This is a genomic window from [Clostridium] saccharolyticum WM1, from assembly GCF_000144625.1.
GTDB classification, from domain to species: Bacteria; Bacillota; Clostridia; order Lachnospirales; family Lachnospiraceae; genus Lacrimispora; species Lacrimispora saccharolytica.
In genome coordinates, this window is sequence record NC_014376.1 from 2,442,554 (window position 1) to 2,469,395 (window position 26,842).

The following is a 26,842-nucleotide window of genomic DNA, read 5'->3' on the forward strand; positions in this document are numbered from 1 at the left end:
GTACTAGATACTTATGTGGAACATAGTCAATGTTTACATATATTTTTCGGCTTCCTGCAGCTTCTCCTAACGACTTCTAAGTTAAGGCCCACCGCATCTTTCCATATATATTGCTCAGATAAATTATAAATATTATTGATATCCAATTTTATTTCCCCTTTTCAATTTAAATATATCTTTATGATTAGAATCCTATGTATATAATTATCAATAATCATGCAAAGAGTGCTGGTGTAATCATGCTCTTTGGCATAATTAGCTTGACAAAAGAAAAGGCCTGGATAATCCCAGGCCATAAATATTTTTTCTCTATTGGTTTTATACTCTCTGCTATTTAAAATTCTTTCCTATAACCATTCAGCCAAGCTCTATCCTCAAAAGGTTTTTTTGTTACACCAGGATTTTCTTTATCTGGTATACCCAAGGGCATGTAGATAACTACCGTTAAATCTTCTGGAACACCAAGAACATCTCCCATTTTTTTTGCTTTTTCTCCTTCGATCTGGCCCTCAATCCAGGTAGTCGAATATCCCTTTGCATGTATTGCCAGAAGAACATTCTCAGCTGCGGCAGAATAATCATGTATGTGGTAGGAGTTTCCTTTATAAGAAATCGTTTCTTTTGTTAACAGAAGGATTGCTGCAGGTGCGGTCAGTGCCCATGACGCACCATATATAGCAGCTAGATTGTATACCATTTTCTGATCGTTTACTGCGATAAAACAAGTCGTCTGCTGATTGCAGCCAGAGGGAGCCGCTACACCAGCCTTCAAGATTTCTTTTAAATCGGCATCAGGGATATGATCCGGTTTAAATGTATTACGATAGCTTTTTCTTGTGTAGATTGCATCCATTACGTCCATTCTTTTAAGTCCTTTCTATCTTCCTGTTTTTTATGCTTTTGTAATAAAATTATATCATGTATTTCTATGTTTTGCGATAGTAAATGGCGTTACTACCAATGTAATTTTAATATTCATTATTTTTACTTATAAATGGTTCTTATTTAAGTTGTTTTTGTTTGATTTCATACCAGACTTCTTCACCTACATCTTTCAAATCCCTAACATTTAAACTTGAAGATCCGGTATAAATAAATTGCAATGCCCTATAATTTTTACCTTGAAGAATCAAAAAACCTACATTAAATGAAGATTCTGAAAAATCATAGCTTTGATCATTCGACATAAACAAAGATTGTGAAAATACATAATATCGATACCCCCTATAATCAATCTCACAAATTTTTGACAATTCCTTGCTGTTATGACTTTTATTATTAGTTATATTCCCGTAAACATATAAATCTTCATTATATCTTTGCAATGTTTCATCATCAATTCCATCTATTTTAACTTTTGCAACTACGTAAGGCGTATAAGAATAATCTGCATCTGACTTTTCCTGAAACAGCTCACAAGATGAAAATTGAAGAATATGCCCTTTGTATTCCATATCGTAAGGCAAGTTTTTTAAATTAAATGTAACTCTCTTATCTCCCTCATAAATCTCAACACTCCCATTAGTTTCAGCAGCAGTTTGTATTTCCAAACCATTTTTTGAACAGCCCGTTAAACAAATAATTCCAAGAGCCAAAGCCACTGTTAAAAGGTACTTTTTCATAGTAAATCCCCCAATCGTATATATGAAATTTAACATACTTTTTAGTTTTATTCAAGAAAAGAGCGGGATATCCGAATTGTATAAAAAAACTACTAACTAATATTGATAGTTAGCAGCTCATGTGTTTACCGTTTTGAATTTGAAATTATTGTCAGATTGATCTCCTTTCGGAAAGAAGCAATGAATTTTCCGATTTTAATCTGATCCATAGGGAAGTCCTCCTTTCCTGCCCTTAGACTATCAAATCCCAATAGGATATGGAACGAACCAGCGGTTGAGTTCGCCAAATCAATATAAAATTTCCAATGCCAGAATATTATTCATTCACAGTTTTTTCACAAGACGTACAAAATTTATTTACAACTTCTACAAACTTTTTTCACATCTGTCTACTATAATTAAGATAGTAACAAGAAGAACTCCAATACTTGTTAAATTAAAAACTTTTTTTCATAACTGGCCGGTGAAAGTCACATTTCACCGGCTCCTCCCTTTTTATGGGCTAATTAATTCCTGGAAATTCTGGAATGACCGTTGCAAAGATGGTCGTTCTATTATAGAATAGGGAAGGTGCCCGTGGCATATGCAAACTTGGAGGATTTTATACATGAAGAAAAATGCAATCGTAGGACAATCCGGCGGACCAACCGCTGTGATCAATGCAAGCCTTTACGGCGTCATTAAGGAAGGAATGGCTCAGGCTGGTGTCAGCCGGGTTTACGGTATGATCAACGGCATAGAAGGCTTCATGTCCGATAATTATATGGATTTATCAAACGACTTAACGGAAGAAGAACTGGAGCTGCTGAAACTAACACCTGCTGCTTATTTAGGCTCCTGCCGGTATAAGCTCCCTGACAATCTGTCTTCTCCCCTTTATCCGGCTCTGTTTGAAAAATTCCGGGCCTTGGAAATTGGATATTTCTTTTACATCGGCGGAAATGATTCTATGGACACGGTAAGCAAGCTTTCCCGCTATGCCGCCCATCACAACAGCATCATCCGTTTTATCGGAATTCCCAAAACCATTGACAATGACTTGATTTTAACGGATCATACACCCGGATACGGCAGCGCTGCCAAATATGTGGCAGATACTGTCCGGGAAATCGTCCTGGATTCTTCTGTTTACCAGCAAAAATCAGTCACCATTATAGAACTGATGGGCCGTCATGCCGGATGGCTCACTGCCGCCAGTGCCCTGGCCAGAAAGTTTAAGGGGGATAATCCAGTACTTATCTACCTTCCTGAAACGGATTTTGATTTTGAACGGTTTGCATCGGATGTAAAGGCCGCCCTTAATAAGCATAGTACCGTTATTATCTGTATCTCAGAGGGACTCTCTGATGCCAAGGGTAAATTCATCTGCGAGTATGCCGATGAAGTCCGTTTAGACACCTTCGGCCATAAAATGCTCACCGGCAGCGGTAAAATGCTGGAGAATTTTGTCCGTGACCGATTCGGCGTAAAGGTTCGTTCCATTGAACTGAACGTAAACCAGAGATGCAGCGGTATGCTGGCCTCTGCTACTGATATAGAAGAATCTGTTCAGGCAGGCTCGCAAGGGGTAAAAGCAGCTTTAAACGGCTTTACCGGAAAAATGGTGGCCTTTTGCCGCACAGGTAACTCTCCTTATTCTATGGAATGTACTACGGTTGATGTCAACCAGGTATGCAATCAGGAAAAACTCTTCCCAGCCCAATGGATCTGCAGCAATGGTACCGATGTTACTCCGGACTTTCTGGAATATGTACTGCCTTTGATCCAGGGAGAGCCCAATCGAAAAATAGAAAACGGCAGACCGGTATATCTGTACCGGAAATGATGATTTCTATAGAACTCTTAAGAGGCACAGCCAGCTATTTCTCTGGCTGTGCCTCTTATTATTGATCAAATTCATATTTTTGATTAATAATTTTCCAATGTCTACTATATTCATTTTTTTTATGCATTTTTTGACAGTATGTATCATATATTCATAATAAAGTCTAATTCTATTTTCAAAGCACTTATGGGAGAAAGTGAACAATGAACGAAGAACCTTGTTTAGACCGCATCCCTTGCGGCATACTGAAGCTTAAGACCGATGAAGACTTAACCATTCTTTATTCCAACCAGGCAATAAAAGAACTGTTTCAAACGCCTGCTTCACTTAAGGACATGGTATGTGAATCGGAATATCCGGAGCTGCTGGCAGAAATATGCAGCCACCTCACCGGCCAGACAGTCAGCTTTGAATTGGAATTCAAAGCAAAAATGCAAAAGAACTGCGTCTGGTGTTCCTTACAACTAAATTATATTCCTGAGGAGGAAATACTGTACTGTGCAATCTCAGATATTACATGTATGAAAAAATTTCAGGAACACTTACGGATCCGCGAAGAACAATACCGGCTGGCAAGCCAGCATTCCGGCTGCCTTGTAAGCATCTATGACATTCCTTCCAGAACTCTTTCCCCCTCACCTGAATTTTCCAGAACCTTCCCCTTCCCCTACACCCAGCCCCTCTCCCCGGAGTTTCTTATTGAAAACGGCATAGTACACAGGGAAAGTGTTACAGACCTTCTGGATTTTTATCAGAACATGGAACGGGGAGTACCCGAGGGAAAATGTATCACGCGTTTAAAAACAGGTTCCGGAGATTATCACTGGTTTTCCACTCATTACTCCCTGGTGTGTACCGAGGATCAAAGGCCTCTCAGAGGAATCATATCCTATCAGGATATTACGGACCAGTATGAAAAAGAGCTGGCATATCAAAAATGGATGGAGTACATGCGCGAACAGAAAAAAGACTGCATTGGCTATTACGAATATAATTTAAAATTCGACTTATTTGAAGAGATTATAGGCGAAATGACTCAGACCATGCCGGAATATGTTACCAATTCCTTTTCCAGCATCATGAGTTTTATTGCAGAGCATCATATTTTTGAAGAAGACCGTGAGATGTTTTTGAAATTCTTCAATAAAAATCAGTTGCTCTATCACTATTACCGCGGAAACCGGTCCCTGCGGCTGGAGCATCGGCGTTTGCGGCCGGACGGAAGCGTCTATTGGGGACTTGGCCTGGTTCAGATTGTCTCCGATCCTTATACCGATACCATTAAAGCATTTATCCTCATTAAGGATATTGATGCTTCCAAACGGGAAGCTTTGACGCTTCAGGAACTTTCCAAACAGGACTCCCTGACCGGCCTGCTAAACAGGGCAACTGCCATTCATGCCATACGCAATACACTGAAAAACAGCCAGGGCCATCACATCCTCATTATGCTGGATATTGACCGGTTCAAGCAGCTGAATGATAATTACGGTCATCAGTTTGGAGATAAGGCACTCCACCGTGCTGCTTCAAGGCTTAAATCTGCCCTAAGGCGGGATGACATCTTCGGACGGCTGGGAGGCGACGAATTTATCATATTACTAAAGGATGTCGCTTACAGCATGGATCTGTACGCTCGTCTGGAAAACCTGTGCAGCTTAATTGGCAGCGCCCTGGAACCGGAAGCCCACATCTCCGGCAGTCTGGGAACAGCGGCCTACCCGGAAGATGGAACCGTATTTGAAGAATTATATGAAAAGGCTGATATTGCTCTCTATCATGCAAAGAAACATGGCCGCAGCCAATACGCAGTTTATGAGCCAGGTATGAGCATGATAAAATCATAAAGAGAAAGGGTGCTGCAAAATAATCATACAGTTTGCAGCACCCCTTTTTACAGTTTCATAAAAAATACCCTGCGGTATTTTCCCCAGAGCATCTTTCTGATTATCATGCAGAAGAAGGGACTTGAACCCTCAAGGTATTGCTACCACACGGACCTGAACCGTGCGCGTCTGCCAATTCCGCCACTTCTGCGTATAATTGTACAAATTGATGAATCAATTCGTACAATTATAATACTATACTTTTGGCAAATAATCAAGTACTTTTTTTATCCATTTCCAAATCTTTACGGTCTGGTCCAATAGAATCTATGTGAATTTAATATTCTCTGTTTTTTATGACTGTTTCTGCATCGGACTGGTCATAGACTTTTTCTTCTGTTATAATCCGAAGAGGCATTTCCTTTCCTGCAACCATATCCCGGATTGCCTTCATAAGCGGTGGACCCAGAAGCGGACTGCATTCCACTGCACAATTCAGCTTACCGTCTATCATTGCCTGAAACGCTTCCTTTGTTGCATCTACGGAAACAATGGTAATATCCTTTCCCGGATTCAGCCCATGTGCCTCCAAGGCTTCAATCGCCCCCAGGGCCATATCGTCATTGTGGGAATATATAATATCCACATCCCAGTTGTGACTGTTGATATACTCCTCAATTACCTTTTTCCCTCCATCGTAAGTAAAATCACCGTAATCCGTATATACGATCTCATACCGGGGGTTTTCTTTCAAAATTTCAAAGAACCCTTTCTTTCTCTCTTCCGTAGGCGTTGCTCCTTCACTTCCCTGAATCTCTAAAATACGAACATTTCCCTGCTCCGGTTTTACATGTTCTTTCAGCCAGCGCATTGCCCTTCGCCCTTCCTCTAAAAAATCAGCTCCGATGTATGTAGTTGTCAAATCTTCCCCTGCTTCGATTCTCCTGTCAGACATTACGACAGGGATACCGGCCTCCTTGGCCTCTTTAAGTACCTCATCCCAACCGGTCTCCACGACGGGAGAAACTACGATTACATCTACCTTCTCCTTAATATACCTCCGGATCGCCTCAATCTGCTTTTTTTGAGACTGGTCTCCGCTGTCGAAAAGTAGCTCCATATGAAACTCCCTGGCGGCCTCCTGAATCGAACGGGTATTGGCAAGCCTCCACTGGCTCTCCTGCCCAACCTGGGAATAGCCTACTGTAATTCTTCTGCCATCATCCATACTTTCTCTGTCCAGAGCCGCCAGATATTCACTGGCATTTTGAGGGTAAATGGTATGGCTTCTTAAAATCACCTGCTTGGGAACACCGCTTTCTTTCCGCAGAATATTAATTGCATACTGTACTGCCTCTTTTCCTCCTGTAGGGCAGGAAATGGTTGCCGCAAGCTTTCCTTTCCGCACCAGATCCACCCCTTCGTTTTCTCCGGTAAAGCCGTCGCACCCGATGACCTTTATCTTCTCAGCCAGATTCCTGTCCTTTAGTGCTTCGTATGCTCCAAAGGCCACCGAATCATTGTTGGCAAATATTAGGGAAACACGTTTCAGTTCTTCCTCCATGGCAAATACCGCATCATAGGCCGGATCCTTCATGTCATTTTTCAGATCACAAACAGTCTTTTCTATGCCAGGATAATCCCTGATCACCGAATCAAAGCCCTGGCTCCGCTCCTCGCTCTGCAGAGAACCGGCTGTTGCGCGAAGCTCCAGAATTTTTCCCTTCCCGCCTTCCAGCAGCCGGACTGCACATTCTCCGCCCTGCTTACCGATCAGATTGTTATCCGGGCCGATAAACAGATTATAATCAAACCCCTCCACACTCCGGTCCATAACGATGACAGGAACCCCCTCCTGATAGACATCTGCCACCTTTTTTGTTAAGCGGCTGGAATCGCAGGGAGAAATGATCAAAAGATCAATGCCGAAATCCAGAAGCCTGTCTACATCCTTTTCCTGCTTCTCTACACTGGAGGTTGCATCCGCTGTAACTATCCTGATATTGGGATACTTTCCCGCTTCCTCCTGGATCTCATTGATCAGCGCTACCCTCCATGCTTCCCGCATGTTCGCCTGGGAAACACCGATCACATATTCCACATCACTTTTATAAACCGTCTGGGTGATCACACCATTGTAAATCCGGTATCCCAAAAAAACAAATACCATAATCAGCAATATCACAAGTAATTTCGTTCTTTTTTCCATTTTACCCTTTTTCAAGTTCACTGGGAACTTCTTTTGGAATTCGTACAACAATACGCGTCCCCTGCCCCTCTTTGCTTTCCACCAACACCTGAAACTGCTCTCCATACCGGATGCGCAGCCGTTCCTTAATATAAAATAATCCAAAGCTTCTGTTCCTGCCGGCTTCTCCCGGCTCGTTTAACAATCTGGATAACTCCCCAACCGTTTCATCCTTCATGCCTTTTCCGTCATCCCATACTTCCAGGCTTACCCAATCCCCTTCCGCCTTACCAATGACTTTTAAGTGCCCGTCTCCGTTCTTCATCTTTACCCCATGGTAAATGGAGTTTTCCACCAGGGGCTGCAGGATCATTTTCGGCAGAATCACGTTCATGCAGTCTTCCTCTACCTGGATTTCATACTGCACCTTAGGTCCATACCGGATTTTCTGTATGTAAAGATAATTGGAAATATATCGGATTTCTTCCTCAATGGTAATATAGTCTTTTCCCTTGCTTAAGCTGATGCGGAAAACATTGGTAAGGGCATCCACAAGATGAACAATGTCATAGGCGGAATGCTCTCTTGCCATCCAGCCTATGGTGTCCAGGGTATTGTACAAAAAATGAGGCTTAAACTGTTCCTGGACTGCCTTAAGCTGTGCTTTCCGTTTGTTTTCCTGTTCCTTGTAAACCTCTTCCATCAATTCCTGTATGCGCTCCAGCATCTGGTTGAACCGGCGTCCAAGCTCACTGACCTCATCCAGATAATTGCCTTCAAAACGGACGGATAAGTTGCCTTTTTCCGTCTCCTTCATCAGGTTGCGGAGTCTGACAATGGGCTTTGTAACCGTCTCTGATATTTTTACTGCTACAATAAATACCGTAAGAATTGTTAAAACCAATACCCAGCCAAACATGAACAGCATAGTATGAATACCGCCCATGATTTCCTGATAGGATGAGACACTGACGGTTTTCCAGCCGGTATAGACAGATCTTTGATAGCTGATCTGATATTTTTCCCCATTGATGATTGCTGTCACAGGCTCTTCTTCCTTCCACAGCCATTCCGGGCGGATGCGGTAGACGATTTTATTGGTTGGTGCATATACTAAGTGATTCTGTTCATCCAGGACAAAAACAAATCCATTTTCGCCGATGTTGGCATCCTGAATGGCGGAAGAAATGATTTCATGTTTTACATCAAACAGCAATACGCCGATTCTCTCGCCTGTTTCCGGGTCCATAACAGCCTTCATCACCGAAAATACATCGTCAATGCTGTAGGCAGCTTCCGTAACTATATTCCTTCCGGTAACATTACTGATGATCTGCATTTCACCTGGAGAAGCCATTGCTTTTTCATACCAGACCTCTTTGGCAAACGGATCCCGGGAGACTCTGGACATCCCGGTTCCCACATACATATCATGCTCGGTTGCAAAAAAAATGCCCGCTATTTCATCATGAGTATCTGCCACCATTTCAAAGCTGTTTTTCAGTGCTGTTTCATACTCTTTCCATCGGATGTCTTCTGCAGATGGAATGCGGTCAAGATCCATAGGTTCAATAATACGGATCAGCATATTCGCAGTTTTTTCAATGCTGCTGATATAGATATCTGTGGTATGCTGTACCTGCCCCACCAGCAGAGACGTATGCTGGGTCACATTGCGTTCCGCCTCTCTGGTGGAGCTGATGATTCCCAGAATCCCTACAAAGCAGAATGGAATGAGCGCAATAAAAATATGAGAATTGATCATTTTATCACGAATTTTCATATCCATGAATCTTTTCTTCCAATATTTCATTGCCCTCACTCCAATTTTCATTACTTATTTCCTACCTATCCAGTATAGCGAAATTAACAGGTTCTTACAACTGCAATATTGGCCTTATTGCCCCTTCTTCCCCTTTGATTTTTCTGCACGGATTGAAATAACTCTCTGAATTACAATAAAGAAACAGAGAAGGGCCGCAATGGTAACTTTCGTCCACCAGGTATTCAGATTCTGATAGGTAACGATCGTCTGGATAATTCCCTCTATCATGACGCCCACTACTGTTCCCGCCACAGTACCAACGCCTCCCGTAAGCAAGGTACCGCCGATAACAGCAGAGGAAAGGGCATCCAATTCCAGGCCCAAATTCTGAAGCCCGAACCCTGCCAGAGTATAAAAACTGAACACGATTCCTCCCAGGGCCGCGCAAAAGCTGCTGATCCCATATGCCGCAATTTTCGTCCTGGCAACATTTAATCCCATAAGGCTTGCAGACGTTTCACCGCCTCCCAATGCATATAAACACCTTCCAAATTTTGTATATCTCAGGGTATAGACCGCAGCCGCAAAAACAATCAGAAGGATAAATACATAATAATAAATCTTCCCGTTCCAGGCTTTTGCTTCTCCCAGATGTACCGCTACCTTTCCCAAAGCCATGGTCTTAAAAAAAGGATCGCTTATGGGTATGGAACGCTCACTGATCACAACACAAAGCCCCCGCATTAAAAACTGGCCTGCCAATGTTACAATAAACGGCTGAAGCTTAAAATAATGAATCAGGGCCCCCTGGGTACAGCCAATGATTATTCCTGCGAGAAGCATCAGAAGAATTACCAGAAAGGCCGGAACTCCCCGTTCCAGCAGGTATGCGGAACCCACACCGGTAAATGCTATGGTGGATGCAATGGAAATATCGATCCCTCCGCTTATAAGCACAAAAGTCGCTCCGATTGCCGCTATCATCAGATATGCATTGTCATTAAAGAGGTTTAAAAAGGTTGATAAAGACATAAAGTTATTGTACTTTACGGAACCAAACAGAAACATCAGGACAAACAGTACCATGGTGATAGCCAGTGAAATATTATTGATCTGAACCCTTTTTCTTTTTGCTGTCTGTTCCATCAGCTGCCAACCACCTTTCTTTTTATCATTTTGCGCCCGATTACCAGTTCTTTAAACTGCTTTGACTGGGACAGACAAATGATAATAATCAGCAACGCCTTTAAGACACGGATATAGGCCGCCGGAACTCCAAGCGCCAGTACCGTTGTGGTGATGCTCTGTACGATCAATGCCCCGATCACACTGGCCGGAATGGAAAAACGCCCGCCCATCAGGTTCGTCCCTCCTATTGCTACGGCTAGAATGGCGTCCATTTCAATCCCCAGACCTGCATTGTTGCAGTCTGCGCCTTTGATCCCTGCACTTTCAATCAGGCCGGCTACGGCAGCAAATGCTCCGGAAATCGTATAAATTGCCAGCAGCATCCGGTCAACCTTAATGCCAACATACTTTGAGGCGGTGGGATTACAGCCTACGGATTCCAAAAACAGGCCAAATGCCGTTCTTCCCGTAAATATCACCAAAAACCCCACCAAAAGAAGCACAATAAATAATGGAAAAGGAAGACCCAAAATATAGCCTCCATTGATAAAATAGTAAGCTTCCGAGGTAATGGTAACAATCTTTCCCCTGGTAATCAGCTGTGCGATTCCTCTTCCTGCAACCATTAAAATCATGGTTGCTACAATCGGCTGAATGTTTATTTTTGCCACTAAAAATCCATTCCACATACCGCTGGCAATTCCAGCAAGAATTGCAATCATTATAGCTGCGGCCACATTTCCGTTTAACGCCGGTAAAATATTTCCGTTGACGATACTGCAGGCAATGGCACCGCTGATTGCCATGATAGATCCAACGGAAATATCGGTTCCTCCTGTGGCCAATATCATGGTCATACCGGCAGCCAATATCATAAGCTTGCTTCCGTTTCTTACGATATCAATCATACGCCCATATAAGTGTCCATCAACGATGGAAAGGAGGAAGAAATCTCCCTTGCTGACAATGCCGTTAAAGAGCAGAATCATCGCAAAGATCATGAGGGGACGAAAATACTGCTTTCCTGACAAACGATTCCAGATTTCTCTCATGACGCTTCACCTCCAGCCATAATTCTCATGATTGCTTCTTCCGATATTTCTTTTCCCTTTAACTCTCCCACCTGCTTCATATCCCGGAGTATGACCATCCTGGTGCAGCAGCGGAGCATCTCATCAATCTCCGATGAAATAAAGAGTACCGCCATTCCTCTTCCGGCAAGCTCCATGACGATTTTCTGAATCTCTGCCTTTGTTCCGATATCAATTCCCCGAGTCGGCTCATCCAGCATCAAAAAATCCGGTTCTGTGGCAAGCCACCGGGCGAGAATTACCTTTTGCTGGTTACCGCCGCTTAAATTCTTAATCAGCTGCCCGGTTCCGGGTGTTTTGATCTGAAGCTTTTCAATATAATCCATTGCAAGTTCTTCCGCTTCTTTTCTGGAAATCTTATAAAAGAGCCCTTTTTTTACCTGAAGGGCAAGTATGATATTTTCCCAGATGGAGAGTTCGCCGATAATTCCCTCTGTCTTCCGGTTTTCCGGGCAAAAGGCGATCCCATTCCGGATGGCGTCTAAAGGGGAATGGAGTTGTATGGTATTATTTTTAACTTTTATTTCACCTTCGCTGATAGGATCTATTCCAAATAAAACCCTGGCAGTCTCCGAACGGCCGGAGCCTAAAAGCCCGGAAAAGCCCAGAACCTCTCCCTTTTTCACTTTAAGCCCAAAATCCTTAATCGTTCCCGGACTGCTGGCATTGACCAGTTGAATAAAGATCTCGTTCCCATGGTGCTCTGCATCCTCCGGCTGTCTTGTACTCATACTTTCCTTAAGCCCTGCATAATCCTTTCCTATCATTTTTCCCACCAGCTCTACTTTTGGCAGATCCCTGGTCAAATAAGTTCCCACATACGTTCCGTTTCGAAGTACGGTGATTCTGTCAGTGACCTCATAAACCTGATCCAGAAAATGTGTAACAAATATAATCCCCATGCCTTCCTCACGAAGTTTTTTCATGATTTGAAACAGCTTTTCAACCTCGGCAGAGGAAAGACTGCTGGTAGGTTCATCCAGGATCAAAACCTTTGCCTCAATATCGCTTGCCCTTGCTATAGCTACCATTTGCTGGATGGCAACGGAGTAATGATCCAGATTTTTCGTGACATTTATATGTAAATCAAACTTTTCCAGAAGCTTACTGGCATCGGCATTGATTTTTTTCCAATTAATTGTTCCAAACCGGTTCTTCGGTTCCCGCCCAATGTAAATGTTTTCCGCTACAGAAAGGTTTGGACAAAGGTTAACTTCCTGATATACCGTTGAGATTCCTTCATTTTGTGCCTCCTGTGTGGATCTGGGATTGATTTGTCTTCCCTCCAGCTCAATGATCCCCTGATCCTTGATTTCTACTCCCGTCAGCACTTTAATAAGGGTTGATTTTCCTGCACCGTTTTCCCCTAATAAGGCATGTATTTCACCCCGATGAAGCTCAAATCGTACATCAGATAACGCAATGACCGCTTTCCCAAACGCCTTGGTTATATTTTTCGCTGTCAAAAGCTGATTTCCAGCACTCATGGTGTTTCCTCCTCGCATTTAAATTAAGAGGACATTTCCTCTGATATGAAAAGGGCTGCTGCAAAAATAATGATACTTTTGCAACAACCCCGCGGTTTAATATTTGCGGTCCGGAAGTACCTTAGCTGCCATATCAGCAGTGAATACGCCATCTACCGATTTTACCCATTTATCAACAGACTGGCCTGCTTTCAGCTTTGCCGCTGTTTCAAATAATAGCGGCCCAAGCAAGGGATTGCACTCTACGGTACAGTTTGCCTCTCCGGCTGCCATTGCTTCAAAGATTCCGCGGACACCGTCGATGGATACGATCTTAATATCTTCTCCCGGCTTTAATCCAGCCTCTTTGATCGCTTCAATTGCTCCAAGAGCCATATCATCGTTGTGTGCATATACACCTTTGATGTCCTTATTGGATTTCAGGAAAGACTCCATAACCTCTTTTCCCTGAGCTCTGGTAAAATCGCCGGTCTGGGAAGCTACGATTTCAATATTGGGATAGCTGGCCTTGATTTCATCGTCAAATCCGGTTTTGCGGTCCGTTGCTGCAGAAGCGCCTACCGTTCCTTCCAGTTCAACAATCTTTCCCTTTTCCCCAAGCAGTTTAGCCATTTCCTTTGCGGCCATCTTGCCTTCTTCAATGAAGTCTGAGCCAATAAAGGTTGCGAATAAATCTTCGCTCACATCCGCTCTTCGGTCCAGAAGGACAACGGGAATGCCGGCCTCTTTCGCCTCGGCAAACACCTGATCCCAACCTGTTTCTACTACCGGAGCCAGACCAATCACATCCACCCCCTGCTCAATGAAGTTTTTGATTGCCTTAATCTGATTTTCCTGTTTCTGCTGTGCATCGGCAAATAGAAGCTCTACCTTATCACCGTTTTCCGCAGCATAGGTTTGGATGGAAAGAGTTTCCGCATCACGCCATCCGGACTCCTGGCCGATTTGAGCGAAACCAACTACCAGCTTTTCCCCTGATGCTTCAGCCGTTTTAGCCGTGGTTTCCTCTGTCTTGGTCTCCTCCGCCTTTGCAGCAGTATCAGCCTGTGCAGCCGTAGTCTGGGGAGCTGCTGTAGTTGCGGCCCCGCTGCTGGCTCCGTTGCTGCATCCGGCTAAGGAAACCGCAGCCATGGAAGCGCATAGCAGCATGCTTAAAAATCTTTTTTTCATGATTTAATCCTCCTTTTTTATTTGAACCATACGGCTATTATGCCGGAAGGAGGGAAAAAAGTCTTTGCAATAATTTGAGTAAAAAGTATAAAATCATTGCATGGAGGAGTTCTGATTATTTTTCTTAATCAATCTCCGGTATTCTCCGGGGCTGACGCCCAGATTCTTTTTAAACACATTGCTGAAGTAATGCTGGTTCGCATATCCGGCCAGCTCCGCAATTTCATATATCTTCAATTCCCCGTTATGTAATAGCTCTATGGCCTTCCGGATCCTGACACTGGTCAAGTAGTCAACAAAGGTGACTCCCATCTCTCTGCGGAACATCCTGCTTAAATGGGCTACAGACAGGTTCACATGGTCCGCCGCATCCTGGAAGGAAAAATCCTCCCGTGAGTAGTTGTCCTCAATATACAGCTTCACATCCTTAATCACAGACGAACCGGTTTCCAGTTCCTTTAGACGGCTGACGGCTGCTTCGTAGGTTTCAGCCAGAGATCCGTAATCATCTCCGTTCACCTGCATGATTACACTGCGCACGGGCAAATGCGACTCCAGTATTTTACAGTAAATCTCCGCTTGTTCCTCTGCATTTTCCGGAGCCATTGTCTTTGATATCACCACCAAATTTCCGTGCCGGTCCTGGCAGCTGTTTGGATTCACCAGCCCCTGAAACATTTCATTTGCAATATTCTCAGCAACAAAAAACAGCAGATCTTCATTCCAGGTGCCTTTTACGTCTTCCATTTTCTGATATTCCAGGGAAACCACCGTAACGGTAAATGGCTGGGGAAGTGATAAGTTTAAATATTGTGACCGTTCCCCAATCTCTTCTCTTGTATAATGCCCTTCCAATGCTCTCTGCAAAAAGTTAGAGGCAAGATAAGTACGGTTTTGTGCAAGCATACTCATCGCCCAGTCAAGGTATTTATCTTCACTCTCCTCTCTATGCAGTCTTTCCCGAACCCGCTGCATCATCTCGTCAAAAGGCCCTTCCATCAGCGGCTTTAGAAGATACTCAAAAACCCCCAGTTTCAAAGCTTCTCTGGCATATTCAAACCGGTCATACCCGGTGATGATCACTACCACCGCTCTGGGGTTCGTTTCCCTTAATTTTTTTATGAATTGAAGGCCATTAAGAAATGGCATATTAATATCAACAAAATAAACATCCGGCGAAACGCCCTTTGCCAGTTCAAGAGCCATCTCTCCATCCTCTGCTTCTGCTGCCAGTTCAAAATCGCCGTATTGTTTCAAAAAACTGATGATCCCCCGGCGAATGATGTACTCATCATCTGCTACCAGTACTTTATACCCCATAGGTACCCCTCCTGAATTTTATTAGCTTCTTTCACCGTATACTTTTTCGTACTTCTAAACTTTTTATTTCACTTTAATCATTCTCCCGTGAAACCAGCAATGCTTATGCTTGATCACCTTCTGCAAATGCATTTATAATCATAACATAAATTTTTTAAATTCTCCATTGACTCTCACATTATGGTATACTCTATACTGTAATTGAGCTCAAAAACACATATATGTGAGGTAATAAAAATGCTGAAAATAGGTGATTTTTCAAAACTGTCAAGGATCAGTATACGGATGCTGCGTCATTACGATGAGATCGGCCTGTTGGTTCCGCAAACCACTGACAGCGTAACCGGATACCGTTATTATGGGGAAGATCAGCTGCCGGTTGCAGGCAGAATCACAGCGCTTAAGGATATGGGGTTTAGTCTCGCTGCGATCAGGGAAATCCTTAAAAGCTATGATGACCCACGGGCATTGGCCGACTTTTTGACGGTAAAACAGGCTGAGGTAAAGGCCGAAGCCGCAGAAACAAACCGCCGTTTACTTCTCCTTGACACAGCCATCAAACGGCTGAGAAAGGATGATACCGCTATGAGTTATAATGTTGTTTTAAAAAGTTTACCAGAACGCTATGTTGCCAGCGTCCGGCAAGTGATTCCTTCCTACGATCAGGAAGGTATTCTGTGGAACCTTATGATGACAGATACAGCTTCACTGCATCTGCAGCCTGCTGATAATTGCTGCAGCCTGGCAATCTTCCACGATGAGGGATACAAGGACAGCGATGTGGATGTGGAAATACAAATTTCGGTAAAAGGTGTTTATCATGATACGGAGCACGTTGTGTTTAAAACTGTACCTGAAATAGAGATCGCCTCAGCGACCTACAAAGGCAGCTATGAGCAGCTTACCGCTGTAAACAATTCCGTGGCAAACTGGGTAAATGATAATGGATATGAATTTAACGGAGCCATGTTTTGCATCTATCACGTCAGTCCCGCCCAAACCCAGAACCCAGAGGAGTTAGTGACCGAGGTTTGCTATCCAGTTAAAAAGAAATAATAATAACCGAATATCAATGAATTCGAAAGACAGCTTTGCAGTCAAGACCACCCGTAAAACGGGTGGCTTGTGAAAAGGGTATAACCCTTTGATACTAGGCCAGCGTCTCAAGGCGCTGGCTTTCACTTCGTTCAAGCCACTATGCTTTTGACTCGTCGCCGCCCCTGAAGGGGCCTTTGTAATACCGACTAACCCTTAAAAGGGTCCTCGTATTCTTTTACACTTAGTTTATCTTGCATAATATCCGCTTTTTCCTGCTCCTGTATATATTTTCGGATGGTGTCCTCATTTAGTCCTACTGTGCTTACATAGTATCCTTCCGACCAAAAATGTCGGTTTCCGAATTTATACTTTAGGTTTGCGTGGCGATCAAACATCATAAGGGCGGATTTGCCTTTTAGATAACCCATAAAACTGGATATGCTAATTTTAGGTGGAATACTTACCAGCATATGTACATGATCCGGCATAATATGGCCTTCTAAGATTTGGACCCCCCTTATAATTACATAGTTGCTTCAAGACTTCTCTCAAATCTTCCTTGTATTGATTATAAATTACTTTTCGTCTATACTTAGGTGTGAAGACGATATGATATTTGCACATCCATTTCGTGTGTGCCAGTTCATTGGCTTTCTTCGCCATTGAAATCACCTTTCCTTTCTCTAATAGTGGCTTGGACACCTCTATTATAATCGGAAAGGTGATTTTTTGTATAACTTACTGACTCGCACCCGCATAGCGGGTGGTTTATTATTTCACATGGATTCATTTCTCTTAAAGAGAAACTCACCCATGTTCAACAGGCTAAAGCCCATAAAACAAAAAACGAGGGTTTTGAATTTCTCATCCAAAACCCTCGTTTCGCTGTATCAATACAGAATATCTGAATTGATGTTCCCTAATATTATAATGCGGGAGATGGGACTTGAACCCACACGATCATACAACCACAAGATCCTTAGTCTTGCCTGTCTGCCAATTCCAGCACTCCCGCATGTCATATAAGAAATTTAAACCATACACCTATGACTATTTGTATAGCTCGTGCAGAAGAAGGGACTTGAACCCTCAAGGTATTGCTACCACACGGACCTGAACCGTGCGCGTCTGCCAATTCCGCCACTTCTGCATTTTGTTATTACCTCTCGCAACAACAATAGTTATTATAGTATACAAGCCCCTATCTGTCAACAACATTTCCCTATATTTTTGAAATATTTTTTTTGTATATATTTTTCATAAAATATTGACAATTTTACTTAAGGATGCTAAAATAGGCTTCGTTGTGCGGGAGTGCTGGAATTGGCAGACAGGCAAGACTAAGGATCTTGTGTCTGTATAGACGTGTGGGTTCAAGTCCCATCTCCCGCACTTTTTATTTTTTTTATTTTTCCTATTGACATATTTATCTTTTTGGGTATAATAGTTCATGTATTCCTCGATAGCTCAGTCGGTAGAGCAAACGGCTGTTAACCGTTGGGTCGTAGGTTCAAGTCCTACTCGGGGAGTTTTTTTATTGCCAGCAATGTATTTTATGCAGAACGTCATTCATTCAATTCTTTTATAACAGCAAGAACCCCTTCGTGATCATTATCCAGTGTTTCAAAAGCTGCACTTTCTTTTACTTCCTTCGGCGCATTTCCCATGGCATAGCCGTACTTCACAACCTTTAGCATGTCCATATCGTTATGTCCGTCACCAAACGCCATGGCTTCCTCCAGGGAAATTCCACGATAATTGCATAAGTAGGTGATTCCCGCTGATTTCTTTACACTTCCATGCATAACTTCCAGATAATTTTCATTCGACAACGCAATGGATAATTCCGGATAATCCTTTCTTAACCAGATTTCTACATTATGGATTTCCTTTGCCTCTCCCATCAATAGGAACTTATGGATTCCGCCTTCCTCCTCAAACTCTTTTTTGATATCCCCTTCGGCTGCATTTAACCCGGTGATCGCTTCCTCCCTCCGAACCCATGGATCATCAGCATTGTCAACGATCCACTTTTCATAGCCATAAGTATTGCAGCATATCCTGGGAAATTCTGTTTCTAATACTTTTTTAATTTTTAATGCATGATTCAGTTCCAGAAGACAGCTATATAATATTCTTCTGTTTGCATCGTATATCAAACCGCCGCTATAACTGATAATAGGGCTATGGCTGCCGATCTGGCGCCGAATGCTTGCCACACCTTCCGGCATTCTTGCTGAAACCAAAACAAAAGGTATCCCTTTTTGTTCCAGTTCAATGATTTTATTACGGGTTCCATCGGTTATCTGATGGCAGCTGTCAAGTAACGTTCCATCAATATCACTAAAGATTATCTTCACCCTGCCCGTTATATTGTTTTGCATCGCCATCTGTGAATCCTCCGTTTCATTGTCTGCTTCTTCACAATCCGCTGCTTCTTCCGGCTCAGAGTCTATAATATCAAATCACCTACTCCATTTTCCTTCCCTTGCAACCCATAAATCCAGATCAGGAAGGACAACCTGCCGTAACTGACTCCATGATACAACAAATACCCTGACAGTTAAACACAAATTATTTTTTGTGTTCAACCATCAGGGCACCATTTGCTTTACTCCAATACCTCTGCAGGTTTTTCAATCTCCATTTTTTCAGGAAGTATGAGATTCAGCACTAAGGCCATGACAAACACCACAGCCACGCAATTCTGTGCGAATACATCCTGAATGATTTCCGGGAATATGTGAAAAATTTCAGGAACCAGGGTAAACCCAATTCCCACACTAAGGGAAAGAGCGCTGATAATGGAATTTCTCTGGGAAAAACCAGCCCGGGCCATCATCTGCATTCCGCTTATGATGATGGATCCAAACATCATAATGGTACAGCCTCCCAGTACTGCATCTGGAAGAGATGCAAAAAAGGCACCGATCGGCGGAAATAAACCAGCCAGTATCATACAGACAGCCCCTGTCATAATGGTGTAACGGTTGACCACCTTTGTCATGGCAATGAGTCCTACATTCTGACTGAAAGAAGTAACCGGAAGGCAGCCAAACAGGGAAGAAATACTGCTGGCAAAACCATCACAGGCAAGGGATCCGGAGATCTCTTTTTCCGTTATCTCACGGTCAAGACCTGAAATTACCATTGCCGTGGTATCTCCGATTGTCTCTGTTGCTGAAACCAGGAATATCACCACCACTGACAAAATAGCGCCCATATGGAATTCCGGAAGATAAGGTAATACTCTGGGCAGAGATATGAATCCTCCGGTAAATATCCCACTCAAGTCCACAATTCCAAGAACAGCAGAAAGGATGTAGCCTACTGCCAGTCCAAATAAAACAGAAAGCTGCTTCCAAAAGGATTTGGCAAAAACGTTAAACAAGATGCTGCTAAGCAGCGTCACAAACCCTATTAAAAGATTAGTTGCCGACCCGAAAGAGTCACTGTAGCCGCCGCCAAAAGATCTGGCGCCAACGGTTAAAAGGGAAAAACCGATGGAAGTAACCACACAGGCCGAAACAATTGGAGAAATCAGCTTTCTCCAATACTTTGCAAAAAGCCCCAGGATTCCTTCAACTGCACCTCCAACGAGAATGGCCCCCAATATACCCGGATATCCGTATTTAACTCCCACCGAGCACAAAATAGTAACAAACGTAAAACTAACCCCCATGACGATAGGAAGCTTTGCCCCGATTTTCCATAACGGATACAGCTGAATCAAGGTGGCTATTCCCGCAACAAACATGGCATTCTGAATGAGTACGGCAGTCTGCCCTTGATCCAGCCCTGCTGCGCCCGTCACAATGACAATCGGGGTCAAATTGGCTACAAACATAGCCAGTACATGCTGCAAACCGAATGGTATCGCCTTTCCTAACGGCACACGCCCATCCAGCTTGTAAATATTATTCATGCTGATTTCCGAGTTACTTTTCATATTCCTTCTCCTTTTTTTGTATTTCAGTTTCTTGTAAAAAAATAACTTCCGAAGTTTAAAGACAGCAAAAATAAACTGCCTTTGTAGCCCTGACATTTCGGAAGTCGGATAGAGACGCCCAGGCCATTATCCCGGGCATATACAAGACACTGTATATAAAACTATTCATTTTTCACAAAAAACTGTTTTAGCATCTTATATGATATATCATTTTTCACATGTTTGTCAATATTTTTTTGGTTATCAAAAAATTATTTAGGTGACTCGTACATTATATTGTAATCCCGCGAACAGGATCTTATATATTTGCTTCTATTTCCCAAAAAACCACAATAAAACAGCCCCGAAGACAACGGTCACGGGGCTGTTTTATTGTTAAAGTTTTTAAAAACGAAGTTATTTTCCTTGCTTCTATCTTATCGTACGTTCATTGTATCAGCAATCGTCATCGTTGTGCCAGCGGGCAGCGCTGTAGCAGCCATCCCGAAAACCTGCACAATACGCTTCTCTTCTTTCCTTTTCACATTCGTCTTTTTCTTCTTCATAATAACATCTATTATTACAGCCGCAGTTATAATTGCAATTACGTCTGCAGTTGTTATTACAGCCGCCCCAAAAACAACTCATATTGACACCTCTTTTATTAATTTTATATTTTATTATATGGGACCAGTAGAAAAGATGTGAAGCTTTTTGTATTTCAGTGTATGGCGTGTTTATGATCCATTCTGACCCATTATCTACCGAAAGGAACTGATTATTTTTACGTTAGAAACGCGGACTTTAAACAAAGAGCAGCCTTCCCTTTTATTTCCAGTATTAATCGAACATATATTCGAATATAATGTAACTGAGGTGAGATCACATGAACAATGTTATATTCCATATTGACGTAAACTCTGCTTTCTTAAGCTGGGAAGCAGTATACCGGTTGCATCACTTAGGAGGGAAACTGGACTTACGGCAGATACCGTCTGCTGTGGGAGGAGACAAATTCAAAAGGCACGGAATAATACTGGCCAAAAGCGGACCGGCAAAGAAATACAAGATACAGACCGGAGAACCTGTAACCGATGCTCTGAGAAAATGTCCGCACCTTATTCTTGTACCGCCGAATTATAATCTGTATCAGAGATCATCACAGGCATTTATAGAAATATTAAAAGAATACAGCCCTTCCGTGGAGCAATATTCTATCGATGAAGCGTATATGGATATGACAGGCACTGAATCATTATTGGGAAATCCGGAGGATGTTGCAAATGAAATCAGAACGCGCATTCATAAGGAATTGGGGTTTACTGTGAATATTGGAATTTCAAATAATAAGGTTCTTGCCAAAATGGCTTCTGACTTCCAAAAGCCTGACCGGATCCATACACTTTGGCAAAATGAAATAAGCACAAAGATGTGGCCGCTGGCGGTATCCGAGCTGTTTTTTGTAGGCAGAGCAACTTCCCGTAAGCTTGGGGATATTGGCATTAAATCCATCGGAGAATTGGCACAGACAAATTTATCTATTATAAAAAGCCATTTTGGCAAATACGGGGAAGTCATATGGTCTTTTGCAAATGGAATTGACTTTTCGTCCGTGGAGCCGGTTCCTGCGCCGAATAAGGGATATGGCAACAGTACCACCATATCTTTCGATGTAACCGATGCAGATACTGCCAGACTGGTACTGCTGTCTTTGGCAGAAACCGTATCAGCAAGACTGCGGACAGATGATGTGAAAATCAGCGTAGTATCCGTTGGAATAAGGGATTACAATTTTGAATATTACAGCCGTCAAAAAACTCTGTTAACTCCCACAAATATAACCAATGAAATTTACAGTGCAGCCCGGGAGGTTTTTGAAAACATGTGGAACCATATCCCTATCCGTCATTTAGGAATCCACACAAGCCATGTAACCGGAGAAAGCAGCCGTCAATTAAACATCTTTGATAACACAAATTACGAAAAATTAGAAAAACTTGATAAAACAATTGATGAAATCCGAAAGCGCTTTGGCATGGACTCGATCAAAAGAGCCAGCTTTATATCGGTTAAAACCATTGATCATATGAGCGGCGGAATCAGCAGAGAAAAAAGGACCGTAGATTACAAGAAACAAAATATATTATAGGTGATGGATATGGGAATATTTGGAATAGGGACTAATGTAACAGATATTGACGGCGGAGAACTGCACGGCAGGATGTACCATGTTGCTTGCAAGGCATGGTTCACGGCCAGCTGCAGCCCCAGACCCCTGAGTATTAAGTTCGAAGGCGATGACGGTATGATACAAACAATATCTGATATCGCCATAAAGTGCTCCGAGGATAAAAATTATAACGGCATTCCCTCAAAAGAATTTCAATGCATAGCAATTATCGGCGGCATACGCCAGGAATTTAAGCTGGTTTTTTACATGGAAGCCTGCAAATGGGTGATGGTAATATAAAAAGGCGGCATCTTTCACACACGCTTCACAGATTCCTCATATTCCCGTCACAATTTTCCGGTATATTTATATTTGTAAAGAGGCAACGACCTTTTAATAAAACTTTTTTTCATACAGCCGGCAGGATTCCCCCAATCCTGCCGGCTCCTCCCTTTTTATAGGATCGGGAGTGCTGTATCTGCTATGGTTAGCAGTGAGCAGCCTTAAAATATTTGATTTCGTTTATTATACAGAGTCCGATATCCAAAAAACAAGGAGCAGAATACCGCAAGGCAAACGACCGTGGTAATCGCTATCATAATGGCGATTTGATACAAAATGGCTGTTGCAGGCAACGTTCCCGACAGTATTTGACCTGTCATCATACCGGGAAGGGAGATAATACCCATGCCGAGCATAGAATTCAGCGTAGGGAGCAAGGCGGTTTCCACGGCTTTGTTTACAAACGGGATCAGAATACTTTTGGGAGTTGCCCCTATATCAATCAATGTATTAATCTGGGATTTCTGCGCTGTGACATTCTCATGAAAAGTCTTCAGACCAAGGCTAACCCCTGTCATGGCATTCCCCATAATCATTCCGCTGATGGGAATGGTATACTGAGGCTTCCAAAAACTCACCCCTATTACCCCCAAAATAAAAAACAAAATTACGGAAAGGCCGGTAAATGCAAGGGAACAAGCAACAATTATCTGAAACCTTCTATTGATTCCATTACTTCTGGAAAGGGCCGTATGGATGGACATGGCAATCATAGCTGCAAGATAGCATATAACAAACATTGGATGCGGATTCTTAAAAATATAAGTTAATACAAGACCTGCAAGCACAAGCTGTACTGTCATACGGAGGCTCCCGATAATCAATAATCTGCTTTGGCTGATTTTACAGAATTTCATAACTGCCAAAACAATAAGCAGAAGCAAATATACGATACTGAATTTCCAAAGGTTTAATACAACAATCCCATCCATCTTACACCTCCAAATCCAAAACGATGATGGTATCCGCATACTGCTGAGCCAGTGCTTTGTCATGGGTTATGGCAATTAGGGTAATCCCGTTTTTCAGACAATACTCCTTTAAATTTTGCATCAGCGCATTGGCTGTGGATTCATCAAGCGCTGAGGTTGGTTCGTCAAGCATTAATACTTTCGGGATAAAAGACAGACAAATGGAGATAAAAACACGCTGCCTCTCTCCGCCGGATAACTCACTGCAATTCATATCCAAAGGAAAATTTGCTATGCATAGCTTCAGAGACTCCAAAATTTCTGTATCTGCCGGCGGGGTTAATTCTCTATAGCGATAAAACCGAATAAAGTTATTTCTAATCGTGTCATCAAACAGAAAGATATTCTGAGACACCAGAGAGACTTCCCGTCGAAGCATGATTGTGTCATAATCTGTGACCGGCCTGTTCCGATAGAGTATTTCACCGCTGTCAGCGGAAACAGATACGTTAAGAAGCTTTAACAAGGTGCTTTTTCCGCAACCACTTTTCCCACAGATAAAAGTGACTTTCCCTTCCTCTATCATAATATGCTTATAGCTGACAACTCCTTTGTAATGAACGTTGCGAACAGAAAATAAATTCATATTTCCTCCTTGTCTATTGCATCAAAATATGATAAGCTTTATATATCGAACTTCAATATCGGTTTTCGATATACAAAGTATATCACGGGAGGTACCAGAATGCAAGAACCTGTTTTAAGAAAACTTTTTTTAGCATTTATACAAGTTCATATTTTACACCATGCAAAAAAAGAGCCTATATACGGCTCATGGATGACAGAAGAGTTAAAACATCATGGGTATAAAATCAGTGCAGGAACACTGTATCCAATATTTCATAATCTGGAAAAAGACGGATTGTTAAGAGCAGAAAGCATAACCGTTGAGGGGAAGGTCCGAAAATATTATTCAATAACCGAAAAAGGGACTTCTGTCCTGGAACAAGCCAAAGAGAAAATTGCTGAATTAAAAGGAGAGATTCAGTAACCGGATGCCATTGGGAACGGCAATATGGAACACAAAACAGAGACGGGATATTTTACTGAAAAGCATTTTTTAAGGCGGGCCCTGTAACACCAGGTACCCGCCAACTTTATTTTATCAGCAATCTGATTCATTCTCGTGATGATGATGATGATGATGCTGGCAGCGCGGGTCATTGCAGCCATCCCGGAAACCAGCACAGTAAGCTTCTTTTTTTGCTTCTTCGCAAGGATCAATATAATTGCATCTATGATTGCATCTATTGTTACATCTATTGTTGCAGTTGCAACCGCAAGAGTTTGAATTAAAACAGCCCATATTATACACCTCATTTATTAGTATATACATCATTATATGAAACAAACAAACAAGATGTGAATCCCAGGGCTTTCAACAGCCCTTCCCTGATTCCTGAAGCATTTCCTTTATCTGCGGTATGGTTTTGCCGTTCTGACGCATTTCCCTTATTTCCTCAATACGGGCGATTGCTTCTACACGTTTGAATCTCCTGGTAGATTCGTTTCTGCCTGTTCAAAAGGCAGCATTCCCTCTTCTGTATAGAACTTTAGGGTACTGTATCTGACGTTGGTTAGACGCACCAATTCTCCACCAGACGCAGCCGGTCCTCTGGGCTTTTGTGGTAACTGAAATTATGTGATTACCAAACGGATACGGCTCAGTTGTTATACCATTCGGAAAACGGAGAAAACCTTATGATGACCGTACAAAAGCATTAAAAGACCCCGGTAACACGAGGTTTCCGGGGTCTGTATATGCGATCAATTAAGCCACTTTGGATTTTGCCAGCTCTGCTAATTTAGTGAAGCCTTCTGCATCATTAACTGCCATGTCGGCCAGAACTTTTCTGTTTAAATCAACTCCAGCTAACTTTAAGCCGTGCATAAATACGCTGTAGGACACACCATTGATACGGGCTGCAGCGTTGATACGGGCGATCCATAACTGTCTGAACTGTCTCTTTCTTTCTTTTCTTCCTGCATAAGAGCTTGTTAATGCTCTCATAACGGACTGCTTTGCAACTCTATACTGTTTGGAACGAGCGCCTCTGTAGCCTTTAGCCATCTTTAACACTCTGTTATGTTTTTTCTTAGCGTTCATACCGCCTTTAATTCTTGCCATCGGTTTTTCCTCCTTCTTAACTTAAGATCCTATAAATATGGTAAAATCTTCTTCATTACTTTTGCATTGGTTGCATCGGTAACGATATCTTTTCTAAGATTTCTTTTTCTCTTAGTTGATTTCTTAGTTAAGATGTGAGATTTGTAAGCTTTATTTCTTACAAGCTTTCCTGTTCCTGTAACTTTGAAGCGTTTTGCAGCTGATTTGCTTGTTTTTAATTTAGGCATTGTATTTTCCTCCTTGATAATGTTCTATTAGCGTTTTGCAGTTAAAAACATAACCATGCTTCTTCCTTCCACCTTGGACGGCTTGTCAATGGTTGCAATATCTGCTAACTTCTCAGCGAAATCATCCAGAATATACTTTGACTTTGACATATGCGCCATCTCACGACCTCTGAAACGTAAGGTTACCTTAACTTTATCTCCCTTTTCGAGGAACTTCCTTGCGGCGCCCATCTTCGTGTTTAAATCGTTCGTATCAATGTTAGGAGATAAACGAACTTCCTTTACTTCGATTACCTTCTGTTTCTTTTTAGCTTCTTTTTCTTTCCTTGCCAGTTCATAACGGTATTTACCATAATCGATAATCTTACAAACCGGTGGTTTTGCAGTCGGAGCAATTTTAACCAAATCCAGTTCTGCTTCCTTTGCCATCTGCAGAGCATCCCTGGTAGACATGATCCCTAATTTTTCTCCGTTTTCACCAATCAACAGAACTTCCTTATCTCTGATCTGTTCATTAATCATTAAATCGCTAATTGTCGTGCACCTCCATCATATAGTGTGTGTTGGCCGGAATCCACATTGCTGCCCATAGGCATAAAAAAAGTAGATAGACAAA

The 26,842-nt window shown here is 42.4% G+C and carries 23 protein-coding genes, 5 tRNA genes, 2 pseudogenes and 1 riboswitch; of the genes and pseudogenes, 8 read left to right on the top strand and 22 right to left on the bottom strand.

From position 1 onward, the window contains the following. Nucleotides 1-334: 334 nt before the first annotated feature. A complete protein-coding gene (locus CLOSA_RS11460; protein WP_013272935.1) occupies nucleotides 335-862 on the bottom strand; it encodes a nitroreductase family protein in 528 nt (175 codons plus the stop codon). A 139-nt stretch (nucleotides 863-1,001) separates the two neighbouring features. After that, nucleotides 1,002-1,622 carry a hypothetical protein gene (locus CLOSA_RS11465; RefSeq protein WP_013272936.1) on the bottom strand — a complete coding sequence of 207 codons (621 nt, stop codon included), beginning with the start codon at nucleotides 1,620-1,622 and terminating at the stop codon, nucleotides 1,002-1,004. Nucleotides 1,623-2,229: 607 nt separating this feature from the next. On the opposite strand from CLOSA_RS11465, the gene CLOSA_RS11470 reads away from it, so the two are divergent. Together CLOSA_RS11470 and CLOSA_RS11475 are read left to right on the top strand one after the other, a co-directional pair. Further along, nucleotides 2,230-3,447, top strand: coding sequence for a 6-phosphofructokinase (locus CLOSA_RS11470; protein WP_013272937.1), 1,218 nt, complete (start codon nucleotides 2,230-2,232; stop codon nucleotides 3,445-3,447). A 203-nt stretch (nucleotides 3,448-3,650) separates the two neighbouring features. Next, nucleotides 3,651-5,294 (top strand): sensor domain-containing diguanylate cyclase, encoded by a 1,644-nt coding sequence (locus CLOSA_RS11475; protein WP_013272938.1) that lies wholly within the window; start codon nucleotides 3,651-3,653, stop codon nucleotides 5,292-5,294. Between the two features lie 106 nt (nucleotides 5,295-5,400). Here CLOSA_RS11475 and CLOSA_RS11480 read toward each other — a convergent pair. The 8 genes from CLOSA_RS11480 to CLOSA_RS11515 form a co-directional block, all read right to left on the bottom strand. After that, nucleotides 5,401-5,484: transfer RNA gene (locus tag CLOSA_RS11480), tRNA-Leu, on the bottom strand. Between the two features lie 126 nt (nucleotides 5,485-5,610). After that, nucleotides 5,611-7,482, bottom strand: a complete 1,872-nt coding sequence (locus CLOSA_RS11485; RefSeq protein WP_013272939.1) for a substrate-binding domain-containing protein — start codon at nucleotides 7,480-7,482, stop codon at nucleotides 5,611-5,613. Nucleotide 7,483: 1 nt separating this feature from the next. Further along, nucleotides 7,484-9,250 carry a cache domain-containing sensor histidine kinase gene (locus CLOSA_RS11490; RefSeq protein ID WP_242647732.1) on the bottom strand — a complete coding sequence of 589 codons (1,767 nt, stop codon included), beginning with the start codon at nucleotides 9,248-9,250 and terminating at the stop codon, nucleotides 7,484-7,486. A 108-nt stretch (nucleotides 9,251-9,358) separates the two neighbouring features. Next, complete coding sequence (locus CLOSA_RS11495; protein WP_013272941.1) at nucleotides 9,359-10,372, bottom strand: ABC transporter permease subunit; 1,014 nt, start codon at nucleotides 10,370-10,372, stop codon at nucleotides 9,359-9,361. Next, a complete protein-coding gene (locus CLOSA_RS11500) occupies nucleotides 10,372-11,406 on the bottom strand; it encodes an ABC transporter permease (protein WP_013272942.1) in 1,035 nt (344 codons plus the stop codon). Before CLOSA_RS11500 ends, CLOSA_RS11495 begins: the two co-directional genes overlap by 1 nt. Beyond that, nucleotides 11,403-12,932, bottom strand: a complete 1,530-nt coding sequence (locus CLOSA_RS11505; RefSeq protein ID WP_013272943.1) for a sugar ABC transporter ATP-binding protein — start codon at nucleotides 12,930-12,932, stop codon at nucleotides 11,403-11,405. Before CLOSA_RS11505 ends, CLOSA_RS11500 begins: the two co-directional genes overlap by 4 nt. A gap of 96 nt (nucleotides 12,933-13,028) precedes the next feature. Further along, nucleotides 13,029-14,102 (bottom strand): ABC transporter substrate-binding protein, encoded by a 1,074-nt coding sequence (locus tag CLOSA_RS11510; protein ID WP_013272944.1) that lies wholly within the window; start codon nucleotides 14,100-14,102, stop codon nucleotides 13,029-13,031. Nucleotides 14,103-14,195: 93 nt separating this feature from the next. Next, complete coding sequence (locus CLOSA_RS11515) at nucleotides 14,196-15,422, bottom strand: response regulator transcription factor (protein ID WP_013272945.1); 1,227 nt, start codon at nucleotides 15,420-15,422, stop codon at nucleotides 14,196-14,198. Between the two features lie 237 nt (nucleotides 15,423-15,659). On the opposite strand from CLOSA_RS11515, the gene CLOSA_RS11520 reads away from it, so the two are divergent. Further along, entirely contained in the window at nucleotides 15,660-16,478 is an 819-nt protein-coding gene (locus tag CLOSA_RS11520) for a MerR family transcriptional regulator (RefSeq protein ID WP_013272946.1), read from the top strand. 188 nt (nucleotides 16,479-16,666) lie between these two features. Here the strand turns inward: CLOSA_RS11520 and tnpA are convergent. The 3 genes and pseudogenes from tnpA to CLOSA_RS11535 form a co-directional block, all read right to left on the bottom strand. Beyond that, nucleotides 16,667-17,123 (bottom strand): annotated as a pseudogene (tnpA, locus tag CLOSA_RS11525) (IS200/IS605 family transposase). Between the two features lie 268 nt (nucleotides 17,124-17,391). Then, a tRNA-Leu gene (locus tag CLOSA_RS11530) sits at nucleotides 17,392-17,475 on the bottom strand. A 51-nt stretch (nucleotides 17,476-17,526) separates the two neighbouring features. Then, nucleotides 17,527-17,610: transfer RNA gene (locus CLOSA_RS11535), tRNA-Leu, on the bottom strand. A gap of 158 nt (nucleotides 17,611-17,768) precedes the next feature. Between CLOSA_RS11535 and CLOSA_RS11540 the strand changes: the two genes are divergently transcribed. Together CLOSA_RS11540 and CLOSA_RS11545 are read left to right on the top strand one after the other, a co-directional pair. After that, nucleotides 17,769-17,852, top strand: a tRNA-Leu gene (locus CLOSA_RS11540). A 64-nt stretch (nucleotides 17,853-17,916) separates the two neighbouring features. Then, nucleotides 17,917-17,989 (top strand) — tRNA-Asn (locus tag CLOSA_RS11545). 36 nt (nucleotides 17,990-18,025) lie between these two features. On the opposite strand, the gene CLOSA_RS11550 is transcribed toward CLOSA_RS11545, so the two are convergent. The 3 genes from CLOSA_RS11550 to CLOSA_RS22660 form a co-directional block, all read right to left on the bottom strand. Next, nucleotides 18,026-18,850 (bottom strand): Cof-type HAD-IIB family hydrolase, encoded by an 825-nt coding sequence (locus CLOSA_RS11550; RefSeq protein ID WP_013272947.1) that lies wholly within the window; start codon nucleotides 18,848-18,850, stop codon nucleotides 18,026-18,028. A gap of 221 nt (nucleotides 18,851-19,071) precedes the next feature. Further along, complete coding sequence (locus CLOSA_RS11555) at nucleotides 19,072-20,409, bottom strand: uracil-xanthine permease family protein (protein WP_013272948.1); 1,338 nt, start codon at nucleotides 20,407-20,409, stop codon at nucleotides 19,072-19,074. Between the two features lie 64 nt (nucleotides 20,410-20,473). Beyond that, nucleotides 20,474-20,574, bottom strand: a riboswitch (purine riboswitch). Between the two features lie 270 nt (nucleotides 20,575-20,844). Further along, a complete protein-coding gene (locus CLOSA_RS22660) occupies nucleotides 20,845-21,036 on the bottom strand; it encodes a hypothetical protein (protein ID WP_013272949.1) in 192 nt (63 codons plus the stop codon). Nucleotides 21,037-21,274: 238 nt separating this feature from the next. Here CLOSA_RS22660 and CLOSA_RS11560 point away from each other — a divergent pair, with 238 nt between their 5' ends. Then, nucleotides 21,275-22,537, top strand: coding sequence for a DNA polymerase Y family protein (locus tag CLOSA_RS11560; RefSeq protein WP_013272950.1), 1,263 nt, complete (start codon nucleotides 21,275-21,277; stop codon nucleotides 22,535-22,537). A 9-nt stretch (nucleotides 22,538-22,546) separates the two neighbouring features. Then, a complete protein-coding gene (locus CLOSA_RS11565) occupies nucleotides 22,547-22,858 on the top strand; it encodes a hypothetical protein (protein ID WP_013272951.1) in 312 nt (103 codons plus the stop codon). A gap of 203 nt (nucleotides 22,859-23,061) precedes the next feature. Here CLOSA_RS11565 and CLOSA_RS11570 read toward each other — a convergent pair whose 3' ends face one another. Together CLOSA_RS11570 and CLOSA_RS11575 are read right to left on the bottom strand one after the other, a co-directional pair. Continuing rightward, a complete protein-coding gene (locus CLOSA_RS11570) occupies nucleotides 23,062-23,832 on the bottom strand; it encodes an ABC transporter permease (protein WP_013272952.1) in 771 nt (256 codons plus the stop codon). Nucleotide 23,833: 1 nt separating this feature from the next. Beyond that, nucleotides 23,834-24,457 (bottom strand): ABC transporter ATP-binding protein, encoded by a 624-nt coding sequence (locus CLOSA_RS11575; RefSeq protein WP_013272953.1) that lies wholly within the window; start codon nucleotides 24,455-24,457, stop codon nucleotides 23,834-23,836. 99 nt (nucleotides 24,458-24,556) lie between these two features. Between CLOSA_RS11575 and CLOSA_RS11580 the strand changes: the two genes are divergently transcribed. Next, on the top strand, nucleotides 24,557-24,862 hold the full coding sequence (locus CLOSA_RS11580; RefSeq protein WP_013272954.1) for a PadR family transcriptional regulator: 306 nt from the start codon (nucleotides 24,557-24,559) through the stop codon (nucleotides 24,860-24,862). Nucleotides 24,863-25,249: 387 nt separating this feature from the next. Here CLOSA_RS11580 and CLOSA_RS23680 read toward each other — a convergent pair. The 4 genes and pseudogenes from CLOSA_RS23680 to infC all read right to left on the bottom strand — a co-directional run bounded on the left by CLOSA_RS23680 (nucleotide 25,250) and on the right by infC (nucleotide 26,748). Then, nucleotides 25,250-25,461 (bottom strand): annotated as a pseudogene (locus CLOSA_RS23680) (helix-turn-helix domain-containing protein). 181 nt (nucleotides 25,462-25,642) lie between these two features. Continuing rightward, nucleotides 25,643-25,999: a 50S ribosomal protein L20 gene (gene rplT, locus CLOSA_RS11590; protein WP_013272955.1), complete on the bottom strand. Its 357-nt coding sequence runs from the start codon at nucleotides 25,997-25,999 to the stop codon at nucleotides 25,643-25,645. A gap of 29 nt (nucleotides 26,000-26,028) precedes the next feature. Beyond that, nucleotides 26,029-26,226 carry a 50S ribosomal protein L35 gene (rpmI, locus tag CLOSA_RS11595; RefSeq protein ID WP_013272956.1) on the bottom strand — a complete coding sequence of 66 codons (198 nt, stop codon included), beginning with the start codon at nucleotides 26,224-26,226 and terminating at the stop codon, nucleotides 26,029-26,031. Nucleotides 26,227-26,253: 27 nt separating this feature from the next. Further along, nucleotides 26,254-26,748 carry a translation initiation factor IF-3 gene (gene infC / locus CLOSA_RS11600; RefSeq protein ID WP_013272957.1) on the bottom strand — a complete coding sequence of 165 codons (495 nt, stop codon included), beginning with the start codon at nucleotides 26,746-26,748 and terminating at the stop codon, nucleotides 26,254-26,256. Between the last annotated feature and the right edge of the window lie 94 nt (nucleotides 26,749-26,842).